Genomic DNA, 17,337 nt, shown 5'->3' on the forward strand with positions numbered 1-17,337 from the left:
CCCTCACGCCTCGTAAAGTGTTTTTTGGAATCCTACAAATGCTTCCCTGATTTTTGCTACGCCCCCAAGCTCTTGAGCCGCATCGCTGATCGCGTGATACCGCAGCTCCAAGAGATCCGGTAGCTTTTCCTGATCCAGTTCGGTAACGCCTTCTTTGACGTACTGCGCCAGCACAAAATCCAAAAACGCCTGCAGTTTCTCGTCATAGGATGCCAATATCCGTGCACGGCGGGTATCGACGCGTTCCGCCCGCGTAATCGGCGCAAGCGCGAAAGCAATGTATGCCAGCACGTCATAGAGGTCGCTGTTTTCCGCATCGATCATCCGGCGGATTTCTGCGAGCTGATCTTCGCCGTATCCCTTCTCGCTCAAGCTTTCCAATAGCGCCTTTCTGGTGTCCGGATTGCTCCATAGCGCACGCAACTCGTCCTCATCTTTGAAGAGCTCCGGTAGCTCACCGAACAAGCGCTCGATGAATTCGGCTGCGGACATCGGCTTACCGTCCGGGCTCCAGAAGGTCGTGGCCATCATGTGCTGGATCATGCGTTCCTTGCCATCTGCGAGTTTGATCTTCGCCTTGACCTTCTTCTTGCAAACACAGGGAAACTCGCCGCAGACCGCGCAAGGCTCCGGCCCCGGCTTTTCACAGGTGCATGGCGCATTGCCACAAACAGGGCAAGGGCCTGGAGGCTCCCGGACGCAGATACAGGGATAGCGCCCACAACGCTCGCATGGTTCTGGCTCGACGGGCTCGCCATCCCACTCGGGATCGTTGAAGTGCTCATAGGCCTTCACGAAGTCATAGATCGTGAAATAGTCCTTGCCGTCGAATAATCGCGTTCCCCGCCCCACAATCTGCTTGAACTCGATCATCGAATTCACAGGGCGCATCAGGATGATGTTACGTACGTTGCGCGCATCCACTCCTGTCGAGAGCTTCTGCGATGTGGTCAATATGGTCGGGATCGTCTTCTCGTTGTCCTGGAATGTCCGCAGAAACTGCTCACCGATCTCGCCATCGTTGGCGGTCACCCGGACGCAGTAGTTCGGGTCCTGGCTGGATTTCATCTGATTGATGAGGTCTCGGACGGCAAGCGCATGCTCCTGCGTCGCGCAGAACACTAGCGACTTCTGGCTCTGATCAATCGCATCCATGAAGAGCTTCACGCGATACTTCTCACGCTCCTTGATCTCAATGACGCGGTTGAAATCGTCTTCGGTGTAGCGCTTCCCTTCCTCGATCTCCCCTTCAATCAACTGATCGTCGGATGTGTAGACATAGTCATCCAGTGTCGTGGCGATCTGCTTCACCTTGAACGGGGTGAGAAAGCCGTCATTGATCCCCTCTTTGAGGGAGTAGATGTAAACCGGCTCCCCGAAATAAGCATAGGTATCAACGTTGCCCTTACGCTTGGGCGTCGCGGTCAGACCGAGCTGCACTGCTGGAGAGAAATACTCCAGAATCCCCCGCCAGTTGCTTTCATCATTGGCCCCGCCACGGTGGCACTCATCGATGACAATGAAATCGAAGAAGTCTGGCGGGTACTCGCCAAAGCTCGGCGCCGGATTGCCCTCGGCATCGCGGCCCGTCATGAACGTCTGAAAGATCGTGAAGAAGATGCTGCCGTTTTTCGGCACGCGCCCCTTCTTGCGAATGCTCGCCGGATCAATCCGCACCAGTGCATCTTCAGGAAAAGCGGAAAACGAGTTGTACGCCTGGTCAGCCAGAATATTTCGATCTGCAAGGAACAGAATGCGCGGGCGGCGCGTCGGTTCGCGGCTGATATTCCAGCGACTATGAAACAGCTTCCACGCCAGCTGGAACGCAATGAATGTCTTACCCGTCCCAGTCGCAAGGGTCAGCAGGATACGATCTTGCCCAGAGGCGACTGCCTCCAGCGCTTTGTTGATGGCGTTGTGCTGGTAATAGCGCGCCTGCCACTGGCCGCCCTTGTCCTCGAAAGGCACGTCGCCGAACCGCTCGCGCCATTCGCTCTTTTCCGCGAAGGTCTGAGACCATAGCTCTTCCGGCGTCGGGAAGCGCTCGACATACCGCTCCGCACCCGTATGCATGTCGATCTCGTAAATGCCTACGCCGTTCGTCGAGTACGTGAAACGAGTCTGGAGCATCGCAGCATACTTCTTGGCTTGCCCCACACCTTCGGTATCTGGCAAATCACGCCGCTTCGCCTCGATCACGGCAAGCTTCTGACCGCGATAGAACAGCACATAATCAGCAATGTCTTGCTTGGCGCGCTTTCCGGCACCCTGAAGCCGTCCAAGCGTAATGACCTCGCGCCGCACCCGGCTGCTGTCGACGACGCCCCAGCCCGCTTCTTTCAGGGAGGGGTCAATCAGTTCAGCGCGGGTTTCGGCTTCGTTCATGCGTAGGCCTCTTCCTTGATCGCTGTTTCCACCTTCGCTGTTAATTCTCCCGCAAAGGCTTTTTGCAGAAGCGATTGTCTTAGTTCGGCAAGTGCGGCTAGTTTTTGTTGGTAAATAGCCTCAAGTCTTCTGGATTCCGCAGAAATCTCATCGAGCTTATCGACAGTAACGCCCTGCTCCCCGACTTCTGGGAAAGGAACTATGATCGAATTCAGGGATTTCTGATTAAGCTTTGGCTGAGCCATGCCACTGACGTAGGGCTCTAAAGATATCGAATTCAAATAGTATTCGATAAATCTTTGAGACCGAAGGTCAGAAAACCGAAGCACATGAGCATGGTTGTTAACCCACGTCTTTCCTCGAATAGAAAAAGCGATCGGATAAGTGCGAGCGAGGAGATTTGCGCCATCTTCTGAGACGAGCAGTAGTTCTTCGTCAAATATATGGTCTGCCACATGGTCCACGACCCCGGAAGCTCCATAGTAAGGAATGTCACCACGCTTCCTTTTTGACTTGGTAATTGGGATACGCTTGCTATCAAGGTTGCCACAAACTGAGCCCAACGTCTTTTCCACCCAACTCTTACCGTTCTCGACAAATACAGAATTTAAATAACTCGAAAACAGCTCGCGAGCATTAGCGAGGTTCTTTTTGGCATTAGCGGTCGCCGTCGCGATTCCTTCAAAGGCTTCGTCAAGAATTGCGGTTATGCGTTTTTGTTCCCCCAAGGGCGGCAGGGGGAAGGTAAATTCGCTTAGCTGACTAAATTTTAGGTTATTGATATTTGCCCCATCCGAAAGGCCAGCGATGAAATTAGAGTAGGAATTCGAAACCGTAACCCAATAGAGGTACTTCGCATGGACTTGTTTTGTTGGCTTCAGAAGCCCCATGAAGCCGCCAAAGGCATAATCATACTTACTATCGATAAAAGCTATTTTTCCCAAATGCTTTTTGCTTCCACTCGCGGTACATATTAGTAGGGAGCCGCTCTGCAATTTTTTGTTTTCTGGAATATCAATGTCGTCCCGAATATATTTCAACTCATCAAAGTTGAGGACCCCGGTATCCAGAGAAATATTGTTCGCCCGAAGTACAACATTGGATGAAAATTCGACCTCGTCATTCTTCTTGTATGTCAGGCCACGTGAAAAATCACACACGTCACCAAGCCGCACTAGCTTCCACCCCTCCCTCATAGCATCCCCCGGATGCCTTCGAGGATTTCGGCACTTTCGGCATCGAGGGCCACCATCTCGGCGATAATCTCTCCGGGCTCGCGCAGCGGCGCTTCCCCCGCCTTGTTCGGATTCTTCACCGACAAATCGAACGTCTCGGGATCAATATCCGCTACATTGAGCGACCATGACTTCTCTGAGTCCGCAAAGCTAGCTTGAAGCCTTACAAACTCTTTCAAGTCCTCATCATTCAGGGCATTGGTCTTGCCCATGTTGCGGCCCGGATCAAGCTGGTAGTACCAGACCTTCCGCGTCGGCGCGCCCTTGTCGAAAAACAGCACAACGGTTTTCACGCCAGCGCCAAGGAACGTGCCGCTGGGACAATCCAGAACAGTGTGCAGGTTGCAGCTTTCCAAAAGATCCTGACGCAGGGCCTTCGAGGCATTGTCGGAGTTGGACAGGAACGTGTTCTTGATGACGACCGCGCCCCTGCCCCCGGCCTTCAGGTATTTGATGAAGTGCTGGAGGAACAGAAAGGCCGTTTCGCCGGTCTTGATCGGGAAGTTCTGCTGGACCTCCTTGCGCTCCTTACCGCCAAAGGGCGGATTGGCCAGGATCACATCGAAGCGGTCCTTGTCCTGAATATCCGCCAGGTTCTCCGCCAGCGTGTTGGTGTGGATGATGTTCGGCGCATCGATGCCGTGCAGGATCATGTTCATGATCGCGATCACGTAAGCGAGGCTCTTTTTCTCCTTGCCGTAGAAGGTTTTGGTCTGAAGTGTTTGCAGCTGGCTGGTCGTCAGCTCACTTTTGCGCAGATAGTCATGCGCCTCGCACAAGAACCCGGCTGATCCAGCCGCACCATCGTAGATGCGCTCGCCAATCTTCGGCTTCACCACCTGAACCATGGCGCGGATCAGCGGACGCGGCGTGTAGTACTCCCCACCGTTGCGCCCGGCGTTACCCATGTTCTTGATTTTGGCTTCGTAGAGATGGGAGAGCTCGTGCTTTTCCTTTTGTGAGCGAAAGCGCAAACCGTCCATGAGCTCTAGGGCATCGCGCAGCGAATAGCCGCTTTGGAACTTGTTTTTGATCTCGCCGAAGATTTCACCGATTTTATATTCGATCGTGTCGGGGCCGGTGGCCCGCTGTTTGAAGCCGTGCAGGTAGGGGAAAAGATCGCGGTTGACGTAGTCGATCAGATCGTCGCCCGTCAGAGCCCTATCGTGATCGAACGAGCCATCCGCTTTCTTGGGGGCCGCCCAGCTCGACCAGCGGTGCGCGGTGTCGACGATGAATGCGTAGTCCTTGCCGACAAGCTCGGCCTCCATGGCCCGTTCCTGCTCCAGGTCATCGAGGTACTTGAGAAATAGCATCCAGGACGTCTGCTCGGTGTAATCGAGCTCGGTGGTGCAGCCCGCCTCTTTCCAGAGGACATCGTCGATATTCTTAAAAGTCTGTTCGAACATGGTCCCTCGTTCTTCTAATTTGCTGGCTGAGCTTCAGCCGTATTTTTCTTCGCTGCCGTCAATCGCTCGAACTCTTCGACGCTGATCACGACGACAACGGGCCTGCCGTGTTTCTCCACCGTGACCGGTTCCGCCCGAGCCGTATCAAGGAGCCGCCCAAATCCGTTCTTGGCGTCTTTCGCAGACATGGATTTCATAGCGCACATCCTAAAGTAGCCATTTTGGTCAATATGGCCAATTTGATCCTGCAGCGCAATCCTGAACTGTTGATCGCGCTCGAATAAGGAAGCAAGTTGAGAATCATTCTCGCCACAAATTTGCCACAAGCCGAAAAAGCCCGATTCAGACAATGGCGGATTCATGCGGGTTACAGCGGGCCGCAATTTTGTGGCAATTGTGGCGAGTTTTCCTTGAACTTGCTCGATTATAGCCGCTAAGTATCTGATTTTATTATGGAGCGGGTGATGGGGATCGAACCCACGGCCCTCAGCTTGGGAAGCTGATGCTCTACCACTGAGCTACACCCGCGTTTTGATAGACGCCCTATGCATTTACCGGGTTTTACAAAAAAATCAATGTAAAAGTTTCTTTACATTCAGACCCACTTGCTTATAAAAAATACCATGCAAGAAATTACTTATGCGCTAACCGTACCTTTTAAGGAGAGAATAATGAAAAAACTGCGCGGTTTTGCCCTTTGTGTCATGGGCGTTTGCGCCATGGGCCTGAGTGCCTGTGGTTATAACAAGCACAGCGAAGTGGATGCCCTGAATGAAGCTCAGGCTGTCGGCAGCCCCTTCACCCAGAAGCTGGCTTCTGAATACCGGATTTTCGTTAACCGGGAATTTAATGAAATGTATGACCACCCGGATGCGATCCATTTTGCCCGCAAAGGCTTGGCTGCCGCCGCTGGTGATGCCGTTCTTCCGGAACCGGTCAGTGACTGGAACCTGATGCCCAAACACATTGAGGAACTCGGCACGGCCCGTGGCCGCCTGCTCGCCGCCTATGATATTGGCGCCCGCGAACTGGCCCCGGAACAATCCGCCATTGCCCAGACCCGCTTTGACTGCTGGATCGAACAACAGGAAGAAAACTGGCAAGCGGGCGATATCGCCGGCTGCAAAAACGACTTCCTCGCCGCTATGGATGCTTTGGAAGGCATGCTGAGCGTTCCGGCACCGGAACCTGAATTCCTGCCGCCGGTCGAACCGGTCGTTATGGACGCGCCGGAGCCTATGAAACCGGAAGATGCGATGTATCTGGTATTCTTTGACTTTGACTCCACCGAAATCGGTGCTGGCGGGAACAACGTTCTCGATGCCGTCGCCGAAGAATTCAAAGGCAAAAACACCAACGTCATCAAGGTTGTCGGTCACACCGATGCCGCCGGGCCAAAGAGCTACAACAACCGTCTGGCTATGAAACGCGCCAATGCGGTACGTGATGCCCTGGCTGTCCGCGGCGTTGATGCTTCGATCATCCGTGTCGAGGGACGCGGCGAAGACGAGCTGCTGGTCCAGACCGCCGATGGAGTGCGCGAACCAGCCAACCGCCGTGCCCAGATTACTTTTGAATAAAACGTGATCTGACTATTTTCTTTATAAAAGCCGGACTGCCCCCAGTCCGGCTTTTTTTGCGCCGCGCTCTGTGCTAAAAATAGACGGGGATCAAATCGACCGCCCCCGCAAAGGAATATACGCCCGTGGACTTTCGCCCAGTTTTTTACATTTCCGGTATTATGCTTTGTGCTTTGGCGGCAACGATGTTCGTACCCATGGCCGCCGATCTTTATATCGGCCACGCTGACTGGAAAGTCTTCATGCTCTGCATGCTGATGACCTTTTTCTTTGCCGGGCTGCTGATTTTGTCGAACAAAGGCTCCGAGATGAAAATCTCGCACCGACAAGGCTTCGTCATGATTAACATAAGCTGGCTTCTGCTGTCGCTTTTTGGTGCCATGCCTTTCTGGCTGTCTGGCATGGACGTATCCTTTACGGATGCTTTTTTCGAATCTGTTTCCGGCATCACAACAACGGGATCAACGGTTATGACCGGTCTCGACGACATGCCGCGCGGAATTTTGCTCTGGCGCTCCCTGCTCCAGTGGCTCGGCGGTGTGGGGGTTATCTTGATGGCCATGTCGATCATGCCGTTTTTGAAAGTCGGCGGCATGCAGATGTTCCAGACGGAACTATCTGAAAACGAGAAAGCACTGCCTCGCACAGCCCAACTCGCCAGCTCCATCGGCGCGATTTACGTTTTTCTGACCTTTCTCAACTTCGTCGCCTACAATCTGGCTGGCTTTGACAAGTTTGACGCCCTGTGCCATTCCCTGACCACCATCTCCACAGGCGGCTTTTCCACCTACGACAGCTCTTTCAGCGGCCACGACACGATCTGGATCGAAATCGTCGCCATTATATTTATGATCTGCGGCGGCCTGCCCTTCGTTCTCTACCTGAAAACCTTTGGCGGTAACTGGAAAGCTTTTTTCAACGACACGCAGGTCCGCTGGTTTTTATCAATCGTCGCCATCAGCTCGGTTATCCTGTTTTCATACCTGATGATAAACAACAATATGGGCGTTGACAAAAGCCTGATTAAATCGGTTTTCAACGCTGTTTCCCTTATGACAGGAACAGGGTTTTCCAGCGATAATTACAATTTATGGGGCGGATTCGCCATCAGTTTCTTTTTCTTTCTGATGGTCGTTGGTGCCTGCGCCGGCTCAACCAGTTGCGGCATCAAGATATTCCGGTTCCAGATACTTTATGCCGTCGCCGACACCCAGATCAAAAAGCTTCTCCACCCGCACGGCGTTTTCATCCCCTATTATAACGGCAAGCCCATCCCCGAGGGCGTCCCCATATCGGTCATGAGCTTTTTCTTTCTGTATGCGCTGTGTTTTTCCATCATCGCCGTGCTTTTATCCCTGACCGGTCTGGATTTCCTGACCGCCATGTCCGGAGCAGCCACGGCAATTTCCAATGTCGGCCCGGGCCTCGGTGACATCATCGGCCCGACGGGAACGTTCCAACCCCTGCCCGACACAGCCAAATGGATATTATGCGGCGGCATGTTGCTGGGACGGCTTGAACTGTTTACCGTCCTCGTCATGCTCTCTCCACATTTCTGGCGCCGTTAGTATCCGGGCGGATAAGATGGCATCCCTGCTGCCAAAGACATCCGGTCGCGCAGCGTTTCGACCACGGCCTTGTCCACGGCCTTCATCATGGCTTCCAGAAACTCAACCTGTCTGGTTTCGCGCTCAACCAGCGAAAGGCTCGATGGCACGGTCAAATCCCGGCTGAATTTAAGAATGGAATGCGTTCCCTGCCGCCCTTCGGCTGTTTCCGTGTAAAGCCGCAGCCGCACGGAAACCGTATAGCGGTCTTGCCGCCCGATCCCCGCCCAGCTTTGTATCTTGTTCTCCGGCTCGATCACATTCAGTCGCGCACTGGCATCCTCGATAATAAATTTCAAGGTATTCATGGCCCCCTGCGGCTGCAACCGGGCTTCGGCATAACGGCGCAAGGCAATATCCGGCGGGGTAGCAAACCCCGATGAGATATCCTCTGGGTCCAGCATATGATTATAACGGGTTTCTATATCCACGGCGCTGACATCGACGTAAAAAGGCAAAATATGCGCAAACGTCAAATCCGGCACAGGCTTCCCGTTCGGAATTGATGACGTGCATCCCGCCAATAAAAACGCGGCGAACAGACCAAAAAAAGAAAGTGTCATTTTTCTGATAAAAAACATGATCGCCCCGGGGCTTTTCCTTTGTACAAAAAATCAATACAACTAAATCATACATGGCTCCGGCCCAAAACAAAACCCAACGGAACACACGTGAACGACCAAACGAACAATAGCAAGCATCCTGCCGCTCAAAAAAGGGTACCTAAAGCACCCAAAAAAATCACGGAGAGCTATCTGTACAATGCCGGCCTTCACTATCTGGAGCGATTCCCGGCCTCCAGCGCCCATTTCACCGCTGTCATGAACCGAAAAATCCAGAAATCCTGCCGATGGCACACGGATCAGGATCCGGATCAATGCCGGGAAATGCTGGGGAATCTGGTGTTAAAATTCACCGATCTGGGACTTTTAAACGATGAAAGCTATGCCCGCGGCATGGTGACCTCCCTGCGCCGCCGGGGCATGGCCGCCCGCGCCATTGAAATGCGCCTGCAGGCCAAAGGCCTCCCCCGCGACCTGATCCGCCATATGCTGGCCCAGATCGACGGTGAAACATCTAACAACAGCGAAATAGAAGCCGCCATACGCATGACCCGCCGGAAAAGGATCGGGCCATACCGCCCGGCTGACCGGCCGCACGATAAAAACAAATCCCGTGACAAGGAACTGGCGGCACTGGCCCGGAGCGGCTTTAGCTATGATATCGCAAAAACAGTGATTGATATGAGTCAGGAAGACGCCGAAGCCTATCAGGCCGACAGGCTTTAATGTATTTCCTTGCTGGGGCCTTCACTGGGGGCAGGCTTGACCTGGATGTCCGAACCACCATCCGTCACCTCTGCATCACCTTTGTCAGCATCAGCCTCCGGTTTTTCCCGTTCAACAACAACCCGTTTAGACGGGAACACAACCGTTGCCGTCGTGCCGATCCCCTTCTGGGAAAACAACTCCAGCCGGCCGCCGTGCAAATCAATCAGGGACTGCACCAAAGTCAAACCAAGACCCGCGCCTGAATCCGACCGGCTCAAATCGGTTGCCACCTGCCCAAACGGAGACAAAGCCTTGGCGATATCATCCTGATCCATCCCCACACCCGTATCACTGATCGACAGACGCAAAGCGCCCTCGCGGTCAATTTCATAGCTCAGGGTAATCCGGCCGTCCTCCGGCGTATACTTAACGGCATTCGAAAGCAAGTTCAGGACAATCTGTTTGATCGCCAGCGCTTCGCCAATCACCTGAACCGTTTTACCGTCCAGCAAATTAACGATCGGGGCATGGCGGGTGCCGCTCTTATGCATGGTAAAGCCGATACACGAAGCCACCAGCTTATCAAGATCGACCACGCCTTCCTGAATCTGGCGTTCTCCGGCATCAATACGGGAAATATCGAGGATTTCGTTGATAATTTTCAACAAGCGCTGCCCGCTATTATAAATATCCTGAGAATATTCCCAGTATTGCCGTTGTTCGATTTTCCCCAGAACCTCGTTCTTGATAATCTCCGAAAACCCGATAATCGAGTTCAGCGGCGTCCGCAATTCATGACTCATATTGGCCAAAAATTCAGACTTGGCCCGGTTCGCCATATCGGATTGTATCTTGGCATCCTTCAACTTGATTTCCGCTTCCTTGCGCTGGGTAATATCTTCCATGCTGCCCTCGATATACAGGACATTGCCGCTATTATCCTTCACGGCCCGTGCATTTTCATTAACCCATATCTTTTGGCCGTCATAGCGCAAGGCCTGCAGCTCGAAATTTCTGATCTCGCCTTTATTCTCCAGTTCGCGCAAATAACGCGCCCGTTCTTTCTTGTCGACATAAATATCATTGTGAACATTCTTGATTTCGCGCAACAATTCTGCCGGATTTTTATACCCCAGAATACGGGCCATCGCCGGGTTAATGCTTAAAAACTGCCCTTCCAGCGTAACCTGAAAAATTCCGCCTGCAGCATTCTCAACAATCGCCCGGTACTTTTTCTCCGCCTCCATCAAGGCACGCTCGGCACGCTTCCGCTCTTCAATATCGACAAACGTACCGACAACACGGACGTTGCCGCTCCCCTCATGCTGCATGACGGACATACTTAATTCAACAGAACGATACGTACCATCCGATGTCAAAAGGCTGGTATAGGCTATAAAACCGGATTGCTCGCCCGACAGCATCAAGCCAAAAGCCTTTCTTTTTTCATCCTGGTCTTTCGGGTTGATAAAATCAAAAATGCTGCGCCCCAAAGCGTGGTTTACATTATATCCCGTAACGGATTTCCATGTTTCGTTCAGAAATACTATCGCGCCCGTTTGGTCCGTTTCAAAAATAATATCGCTGACCGCATTGATAATTGTGCGGTATTCCATTTCCGCCTTGCGCACCATCTGGTTCAGACGTTCCCGTTCGGAAATCTCATTGTTCAATTCATAATTTTTCTGCGCCAGTGCCCTGTTCATAAGGGATAAGCGGAACGATTGCTTTTGATTGTTGCGCACATAAAGCGTCCCGATCAATGTCAGCGTAATGCCGAACAAAAACATAATCCACGGAATCCGCTCCAGAAACAGTACATGGCTTTTGCTGGTTTTCTTCATCAAAACACGCCAGTTAGCTGTTCCGAATTCAACCCCGGCCTCGTATACATCCGTTTTATCCTGCGGCACAGGCGTGTTGTAATTCTCATGCGTCATATAAAAGAACGTCTGCCCGGCGCTGACATCGAAGAAACTCAGGTGAGACAAATCACTTCTATCCAAAAGCCAGTCATCCCCCAGTACTTTTTGTATCTGGAAGACAGCAACCATCATCGCATCCGGATGGCCGGAACGCGATAAGGATTGCGCCATCAACACGGGCTTTCCTTTCATCAACGGCTTATCGTAATAATGCTGGAACCCTGATGACGGCAAATGAGTAAAAACATGCAAACGGCGCGGCTCTGATTTTATCTCGGCATAAACATATTGTATAAGGCTCTGTTGCGAGGCATCAGAGATAAAATCAAAGTCCGAACCGTTTTCATCATTTTTAAAAATATCATCAATCTTCCACTCCTCATCCCCCTGACGCTTAACCAGCCAGAGATGAGAAAACTTTTCGGCATGCGACACCGATACAGGGGCTTTATCCAAAACAGCCCGCCTGTTGTCGTCGCTGGATATCTCGACCAAAAGACGAACCACTTCAAAACTTTCCTGTAACTCGTCTATATTTTTTCTGACATAGCGCTCGGCATCATTCACAACCGTTGCGGCATCTTCCGATACAATTTTCTGGATAAAAATCTGGAGAACAAGAAAGGCAACAACCGTCAGTAACAGCCCGTTAAAAAACACCATAAACTGGGCAAGATTTCCCGCAAGAAACCTTCTTTTCCCGGACGCATTAATTGCGTCGTTAGCATTCTTTTGCGTAGGGGAAGTCACCATGCTTTTAACTTATACGTCCCGTTTATTGCCCACAAAAAATTCGGTGAGTCTTCGCACACCTTTTTCTACACTTTGCCTGCGGATAGTTAAAAAACCCCTAAAACAAGCAAAACAAACTTTTCCGCTGGGTTTACCGCGTTACCCGGATATGCAATGACGCTTGACAACCAAAATAAAAAATCCTATTTGTTGTGCATAGCACAATAATTGTTTTTTTGTAAGGAACAAGATCATGAAGCCCAGCGATTTCAGTCAGTTTTTAAACTTCGATTTTATGAAGAATTTCCCGCAATCGACCTCCATGCCGTTCGATCTGGAGTCATTGATGGAAAGCCAGCGTAAAAACATGGAAGCCTTGGCACAAGCCAACCAGAGCGCCACGAAAAACATCCAGACCACGGCACAACAACAAAATGCATTGATGGTAAAAATCGCGGAAGCCCAGTCCAACATGGCCCGTGAAATGCTTTCCGAAGGAACACCAGAACAAAAGATTGCCCGGCAAACCGAGATCCTCAAAAACACTTACGAAAGTTCCATATCCGGCCTGCAGGAACTGGCAAACATGATTGAAAAATCAAACATGCAAACCGCCGATATTATCAATAAACGCATCAGCGCCTCCCTGAACGAAATTCAGGAATCCGTTACGAAAAAAACTAAAAAAGCGGCCTGATTTTTTCTTACAAGATACATTTAAAAAGCCCTTTCATCGGAAAGGGCTTTTTTGTTGACGGCCGCATCAGGCCTTTATACCGGCACGTCAATCGTAACCCGTAAACCACCATGAGGACTGTCAGACAATTCGATTTCACCGCCATGAGCATGCACAATGTCCTGGGCAATCGGCAGCCCCAACCCGACGCCGCCCATATCCGGGTTACGCGATTCATCCAGACGAAAGAAAGGACGAAACACCTCTTCACGTTTTTCCGCCGGAATACCGGGACCGTCATCATCAACAACAACCCGTATGCGGTCATCCTGCCGGCTTGCCGTCAGCCAGACATGATGGCCGTACTTCCCGGCATTACTCACAACATTGCCCAGACATCTCTCGAATGCCACCGGTTTTAAAAAGACAAAAAGATCGCCCTGATTTTTGTGCTCAATAGTTACACCGGCCCGCCGAGCGTTATCGGCAACCCGCTCAACCAGTTCCGCCAGATCAATCCGCTCCGAAACTTCGCCGCCTTCCCCGCGCGCAAAATCAAGATACGCGCCGATCATGCGCTCCATATGGGCGATATCGCTTTTCATTCCGTCAACATCTGGGCTATTCCCCATCATCGCCAGCTGTAACTTCATCCGGGTCAGCGGCGTCCGCAAATCATGCGACACACCGGCCAGCATTGCTGTCCTCTGGCTCACCTGCCGCCGGATACGTTCTTGCATATCCAGAAAGGCCTGCGCCGCCTGCCGCACTTCGCGCGCGCCTTCCGGTTTGAAAGAGGGCGGGATATTGCGCCCCTTCCCCATCCGTTCAGCAGCAATCGCCAGCCTTCGGATCGGCCGGACCTGATTGCGCATAAACAAAACCGCTACGACCAGCAGCAACATCGACACGCCAAACATCCATATAAGGAATATATAGCCCGAGGACGAAAACATCCGCCGTTGCGGCAACGACACCCGCAAAACGCCGTCATTGAGCTGCAGACTGACCTCAATCCATTTTTCATCCATATCAATACTGATCTGGTAAGGCCGCCGGACCTGTTTTTCCAAAGCCTGCGCCAGGAAATCGTACAAAACTGTCTGCTTGGCCTGCTGGGCGATATTAGCCCCCAAACGCAGCTCCTGAGGTTGCGGGGCAATATGCGCACCTTCTTCGTAACTGACCAAAAAATCGAGGTGCTGGGCCGCATAGGCTGACACAGCGCCAAACGGTATCGGCTGGTCGCCCGGCCCTTGCTCGATATAATCGGCGATCACGGCAATCTCGCCGGCCACTGCAAAAGCAATACGCCCCGACATCCGGTTCCAGTGCCGGTCAAAGAAAATATACGTCGTGATAATCTGGATCAATAAGATCGGCGTGACCAAAATAAGCAAAGACCGCCCCAGCAAGCTACGCGGCAGGAATTGTTTAATCGAGATGCTCATATTTCCTCGATCCGCAGCAAATACCCCTTACCGCGAACGGTTTGAAGATAACGCGGCGCCTTAACGTCCTCCTCCAGCTTGCGGCGCAGGCGCGTAACCTGAACGTCGATCGTCCGGCCTGCCGCATCCATACCACACAGCGCGGCGAGATCTTCGCGGCCGACGACTTCTCCGGCCCGCATCGCCAGCGCCCGGATCAGATTTCCTTCGACCGTTGTCAGACGGATGACGTCATCACCACTCCGCAATTCATTATGATCGGCATCATAGCGCCGCCCGCCGATAGCAAAAAGCGGCAGATTATCTTCTACGGGCGGCCGGCGGCGTAAAATGGCCTGCAACCGCAACACCAGCTCCCGCGGCTCAAACGGTTTTGACAGATAATCGTCCCCCCCTGCCTCGAACCCGGAAATCCGGTCCCCGGCTTCACCGAGCGCCGTTAAAAATAGTACGGGAACATCACATCCCTTTTCCCGTAACGACTGTACAAAAGACAGCCCGGTTTCCCCCGGCATCATAATATCAACGACCATCACGTCAAACGACAGGTATTCCAGCACAGCGCGGGCTTCCCCCGCCCGTGAAGCGGAAACGACAAAAAAGCCCTGATCCTGAAGAAAACGCGTAACCAGCTGCCTGATCCGGTCATCGTCGTCAATAATCAGCACATGAGGCAGATAATCCAGATTTTTGCTGACGGCCTGTTCCATCTCTCTGTTTTTCACTTTACCGTTGCTCTTGTTCCCTGTTATCTAACATAGAATAAATATACGAACCAATGAAACAAATATAAGGATATCGAGTAAAAACATGCTGCCTTATGACGATCGCGACGGTTTTATCTGGATGGATGGCGAAATGCGGCCTTGGAGAGAGGCAAAAATGCACACCCTGACACATGGCATGCATTATGGCGGCTGTGTATTCGAAGGGCTGCGCGCCTATGATGGCAAGATATTCAAACTGCGAGAGCACACAGAACGCTTGATCCAATCGGCAAAATTGATATGCATCAAAACGCCTTTCAGTGTCGAGCAGATCGAACAGGCCACGATTGATACAGTAAAGGCCAACGATTTGACAGACTGCTATATCCGTCCGTTTGTCTGGCGCGGCTCGAAAATCATGGGATTGGCCGCTGACCAAAGCGATGTCCACGTCGCTATCGCCGCCTGGTACTGGCCCAGTTATCTAAAACCCAAAGAAGGCGACGTCGAAGGTGTTTCCCTGAAAACGTCAACATGGCGGCGTATGGACCCCCGATCTTTCCCGCTGCAAAGCAAAGCCGCCGGAATTTACGCTGTTGGCACCATGGCCAAGGAAGAAGCCACAGCTGCCGGCTTTGATGACGCGCTGATGCTCGACCTGAACGGTAATGTTGCCGAAGCCAGTGCCGCCAATCTTTTTGCTGTTTATAATGGCGTGATAAAAACGCCAAAACCCGATTGTTTCCTGAATGGCATAACCCGGCAAACGGTACTGGGTCTAGCCAAAAAACTTGATATCCCAACGCAGGAAACCACCATCACCCCGGAAGAACTCGTAAAAGCCGACGAAATCTTTCTGACCGGCACGGCTGCCGAGATAGTTGCCGCCCGCCAGATTGACAATCACAAAATTCAGGCAACAGGACCAATTACAAAACAGCTGCAGGACGCCTATCAAGCCTTGGTCCGCTCCTAAAAGCCGAAAGACCGGAAAAACAGTGTAAGTAAGGGGGGCGGGACACCCCACCCCTTATTGTGCTCCGCTGTGTACCTCACCGTTATGCTCCGCTGTTATGCTCCGCCCACTCTGCCGTTATATCGCTCTGTTATCCCGGCCCCTGATTTTTTATTATGTAAAATATATTTTATTAACCCGCCGTTAACCTTCTCTGTTTAAAATTTGCCATAAGTTTACAGAACACAAAGAGGGCAATGACATGGCTGACAAAAAGATTTTTGAAAAAACCGGGACAGTCTACAATGAAGCATTAGGCTTTGAGCAAACCACATACGATGTGAATCTCGGCAATGCTCAAAACGACATGTCTTACGAAGGTTCAAATGTCTTTGACGGCCTCAAAAGTGCCTTCAAAAGCGTTGCGGGCGCCGTATCCGGAGCAGCGGAAACCGTTGTCGAAGTTGCCAAGGACGCCGCGAACGAGGCCGCCTACGCCGCCAATCCCGACAACTGGGAACGGGGCGAAGACACTGTATTGGATAACGGCGAAGTCTCCATTCCGCAAGCATCCTATCATTTAAAAGAGCGGGCACCCGAAGTCGCCGAAACAAAACCGGTCGAGCAAACTGGCGCACAAACATATGCCGCCACTGAACCGGCACCCGTTAAAATGACACCGATCAAGGCCGAAGTATCTCCGGCGGCCTCGGTTGAGTTAGTCAGAAAAATGCAGGAACTTCTCGTCGAGCAAAACATTGATATCAGCTACACGACAAGAAGCGGTGTCGAGCGCACAGGCAAAGATGCGATTGACGGCGATCTTGGCGCCAAAACACTGGCCGGGATCAAGGAACTTCTGGGCCGCGACAATATCACAGAGGCCGATGTTACGCCTGACCTGCTGGAGGAAGCCAAAGTAGCGGCCGCCTACAGGGAAAGCCCTGAATTGATCGCCGCGACGAAGGACATCTCCGATTACTATGAAAATGTCATCTCCGGCCAGCAAGAACCGGAAGTCGCCGGAGAGCCGGGCATCGTGATTACGATCACAAAATCTGCAGGCGACTTTTTAGACGACATCGCAGATAAAAATGCGGGCCGCGGCCTGCTCTCGGAGGCTTACGGCTCCACGCTGGACCAAGGCGGCTTTGACGGCGATGGTAAACCGGGCATCGCACAGGAAGCTCCGAAAGCACCGGACTCGCTGGACGACAAAAACGTCAATGTCTGGAACGCCACGCCGGACTCCATGGCGCCCTGATAAGGAACACAGCATAACAAACGACAAAAGGCCGCCCCGCGCGGCCTTTGCTCTGCCCGTATAGATACAATTTTAGACAAATTAACGAGACCTTAACCTTTTTGCTTTAAATATAGGGTACGGAAAAAAGCGTTTAAAAC

At 52.1% G+C, this 17,337-nt stretch carries 14 protein-coding genes and 1 tRNA gene; 6 read left to right on the top strand and 9 right to left on the bottom strand.

Features of this window, described 5'->3' with window-relative positions:
* Positions 1-3: 3 nt before the first annotated feature.
* The 5 genes from H6868_08360 to H6868_08380 form a co-directional block, all read right to left on the bottom strand.
* Positions 4-2,385 carry a DEAD/DEAH box helicase family protein gene (locus H6868_08360; protein MCB9989325.1) on the bottom strand — a complete coding sequence of 794 codons (2,382 nt, stop codon included), beginning with the start codon at positions 2,383-2,385 and terminating at the stop codon, positions 4-6.
* Positions 2,382-3,581, bottom strand: coding sequence for a restriction endonuclease subunit S (locus tag H6868_08365; GenBank protein MCB9989326.1), 1,200 nt, complete (start codon positions 3,579-3,581; stop codon positions 2,382-2,384). Before H6868_08365 ends, H6868_08360 begins: the two co-directional genes overlap by 4 nt.
* Positions 3,578-5,029, bottom strand: coding sequence for an N-6 DNA methylase (locus H6868_08370; GenBank protein ID MCB9989327.1), 1,452 nt, complete (start codon positions 5,027-5,029; stop codon positions 3,578-3,580). The genes H6868_08365 and H6868_08370 overlap by 4 nt, the downstream gene beginning before the upstream one ends.
* A gap of 14 nt (positions 5,030-5,043) precedes the next feature.
* Complete coding sequence (locus H6868_08375) at positions 5,044-5,391, bottom strand: type II toxin-antitoxin system Phd/YefM family antitoxin (GenBank protein ID MCB9989328.1); 348 nt, start codon at positions 5,389-5,391, stop codon at positions 5,044-5,046.
* Between the two features lie 91 nt (positions 5,392-5,482).
* Positions 5,483-5,557, bottom strand: a tRNA-Gly gene (locus H6868_08380).
* A gap of 143 nt (positions 5,558-5,700) precedes the next feature.
* Between H6868_08380 and H6868_08385 the strand changes: the two genes are divergently transcribed.
* Positions 5,701-6,609, top strand: coding sequence for an OmpA family protein (locus H6868_08385; GenBank protein MCB9989329.1), 909 nt, complete (start codon positions 5,701-5,703; stop codon positions 6,607-6,609).
* Between the two features lie 185 nt (positions 6,610-6,794).
* Complete coding sequence (locus H6868_08390) at positions 6,795-8,177, top strand: TrkH family potassium uptake protein (GenBank protein MCB9989330.1); 1,383 nt, start codon at positions 6,795-6,797, stop codon at positions 8,175-8,177.
* On the opposite strand, the gene H6868_08395 is transcribed toward H6868_08390, so the two are convergent.
* A complete protein-coding gene (locus H6868_08395; protein MCB9989331.1) occupies positions 8,174-8,779 on the bottom strand; it encodes a hypothetical protein in 606 nt (201 codons plus the stop codon). The genes H6868_08390 and H6868_08395 overlap by 4 nt on opposite strands.
* A gap of 108 nt (positions 8,780-8,887) precedes the next feature.
* On the opposite strand from H6868_08395, the gene H6868_08400 reads away from it, so the two are divergent.
* Positions 8,888-9,505, top strand: a complete 618-nt coding sequence (locus H6868_08400; protein MCB9989332.1) for a regulatory protein RecX — start codon at positions 8,888-8,890, stop codon at positions 9,503-9,505.
* On the opposite strand, the gene H6868_08405 is transcribed toward H6868_08400, so the two are convergent.
* Positions 9,502-12,075, bottom strand: coding sequence for a PAS domain-containing sensor histidine kinase (locus H6868_08405; protein MCB9989333.1), 2,574 nt, complete (start codon positions 12,073-12,075; stop codon positions 9,502-9,504). The genes H6868_08400 and H6868_08405 overlap by 4 nt on opposite strands.
* A gap of 322 nt (positions 12,076-12,397) precedes the next feature.
* Between H6868_08405 and phaP the strand changes: the two genes are divergently transcribed.
* Positions 12,398-12,841, top strand: coding sequence for a TIGR01841 family phasin (phaP, locus tag H6868_08410; protein ID MCB9989334.1), 444 nt, complete (start codon positions 12,398-12,400; stop codon positions 12,839-12,841).
* A gap of 74 nt (positions 12,842-12,915) precedes the next feature.
* On the opposite strand, the gene H6868_08415 is transcribed toward phaP, so the two are convergent.
* Both H6868_08415 and H6868_08420 read right to left on the bottom strand, forming a co-directional pair.
* Positions 12,916-14,271: a HAMP domain-containing protein gene (locus H6868_08415; protein MCB9989335.1), complete on the bottom strand. Its 1,356-nt coding sequence runs from the start codon at positions 14,269-14,271 to the stop codon at positions 12,916-12,918.
* Positions 14,268-14,981 (bottom strand): response regulator, encoded by a 714-nt coding sequence (locus tag H6868_08420; GenBank protein MCB9989336.1) that lies wholly within the window; start codon positions 14,979-14,981, stop codon positions 14,268-14,270. Before H6868_08420 ends, H6868_08415 begins: the two co-directional genes overlap by 4 nt.
* A 100-nt stretch (positions 14,982-15,081) precedes the next feature.
* Here H6868_08420 and H6868_08425 point away from each other — a divergent pair, with 100 nt between their 5' ends.
* On the top strand, positions 15,082-15,954 hold the full coding sequence (locus H6868_08425) for a branched-chain amino acid aminotransferase (protein MCB9989337.1): 873 nt from the start codon (positions 15,082-15,084) through the stop codon (positions 15,952-15,954).
* Between the two features lie 241 nt (positions 15,955-16,195).
* Entirely contained in the window at positions 16,196-17,197 is a 1,002-nt protein-coding gene (locus H6868_08430) for a hypothetical protein (GenBank protein ID MCB9989338.1), read from the top strand.
* Positions 17,198-17,337 lie beyond the last annotated feature (140 nt).

The organism is Rhodospirillales bacterium (genome assembly GCA_020638175.1).
Classification (GTDB): Bacteria; Pseudomonadota; Alphaproteobacteria; order Micavibrionales; family Micavibrionaceae; genus JACKJA01.

Bases quoted from the DNA above. Each gene is read 5' to 3' on its own strand.
- H6868_08360 (MCB9989325.1), bottom strand. From the start codon at position 2,385: ATGAACGAAGCCGAAACCCGCGCTGAACTGATTGACCCCTCCCTGAAA.
- H6868_08365 (MCB9989326.1), bottom strand. From the start codon at position 3,581: ATGAGGGAGGGGTGGAAGCTAGTGCGGCTTGGTGACGTGTGTGATTTT.
- H6868_08370 (MCB9989327.1), bottom strand. From the start codon at position 5,029: ATGTTCGAACAGACTTTTAAGAATATCGACGATGTCCTCTGGAAAGAG.
- H6868_08375 (MCB9989328.1), bottom strand. From the start codon at position 5,391: ATGAATCCGCCATTGTCTGAATCGGGCTTTTTCGGCTTGTGGCAAATT.
- H6868_08385 (MCB9989329.1), top strand. From the start codon at position 5,701: ATGAAAAAACTGCGCGGTTTTGCCCTTTGTGTCATGGGCGTTTGCGCC.
- H6868_08390 (MCB9989330.1), top strand. From the start codon at position 6,795: ATGTTCGTACCCATGGCCGCCGATCTTTATATCGGCCACGCTGACTGG.
- H6868_08395 (MCB9989331.1), bottom strand. From the start codon at position 8,779: ATGACACTTTCTTTTTTTGGTCTGTTCGCCGCGTTTTTATTGGCGGGA.
- H6868_08405 (MCB9989333.1), bottom strand. From the start codon at position 12,075: ATGGTGTTTTTTAACGGGCTGTTACTGACGGTTGTTGCCTTTCTTGTT.
- phaP (MCB9989334.1), top strand. From the start codon at position 12,398: ATGAAGCCCAGCGATTTCAGTCAGTTTTTAAACTTCGATTTTATGAAG.
- H6868_08415 (MCB9989335.1), bottom strand. From the start codon at position 14,271: ATGAGCATCTCGATTAAACAATTCCTGCCGCGTAGCTTGCTGGGGCGG.
- H6868_08420 (MCB9989336.1), bottom strand. From the start codon at position 14,981: ATGGAACAGGCCGTCAGCAAAAATCTGGATTATCTGCCTCATGTGCTG.
- H6868_08425 (MCB9989337.1), top strand. From the start codon at position 15,082: ATGCTGCCTTATGACGATCGCGACGGTTTTATCTGGATGGATGGCGAA.
- H6868_08430 (MCB9989338.1), top strand. From the start codon at position 16,196: ATGGCTGACAAAAAGATTTTTGAAAAAACCGGGACAGTCTACAATGAA.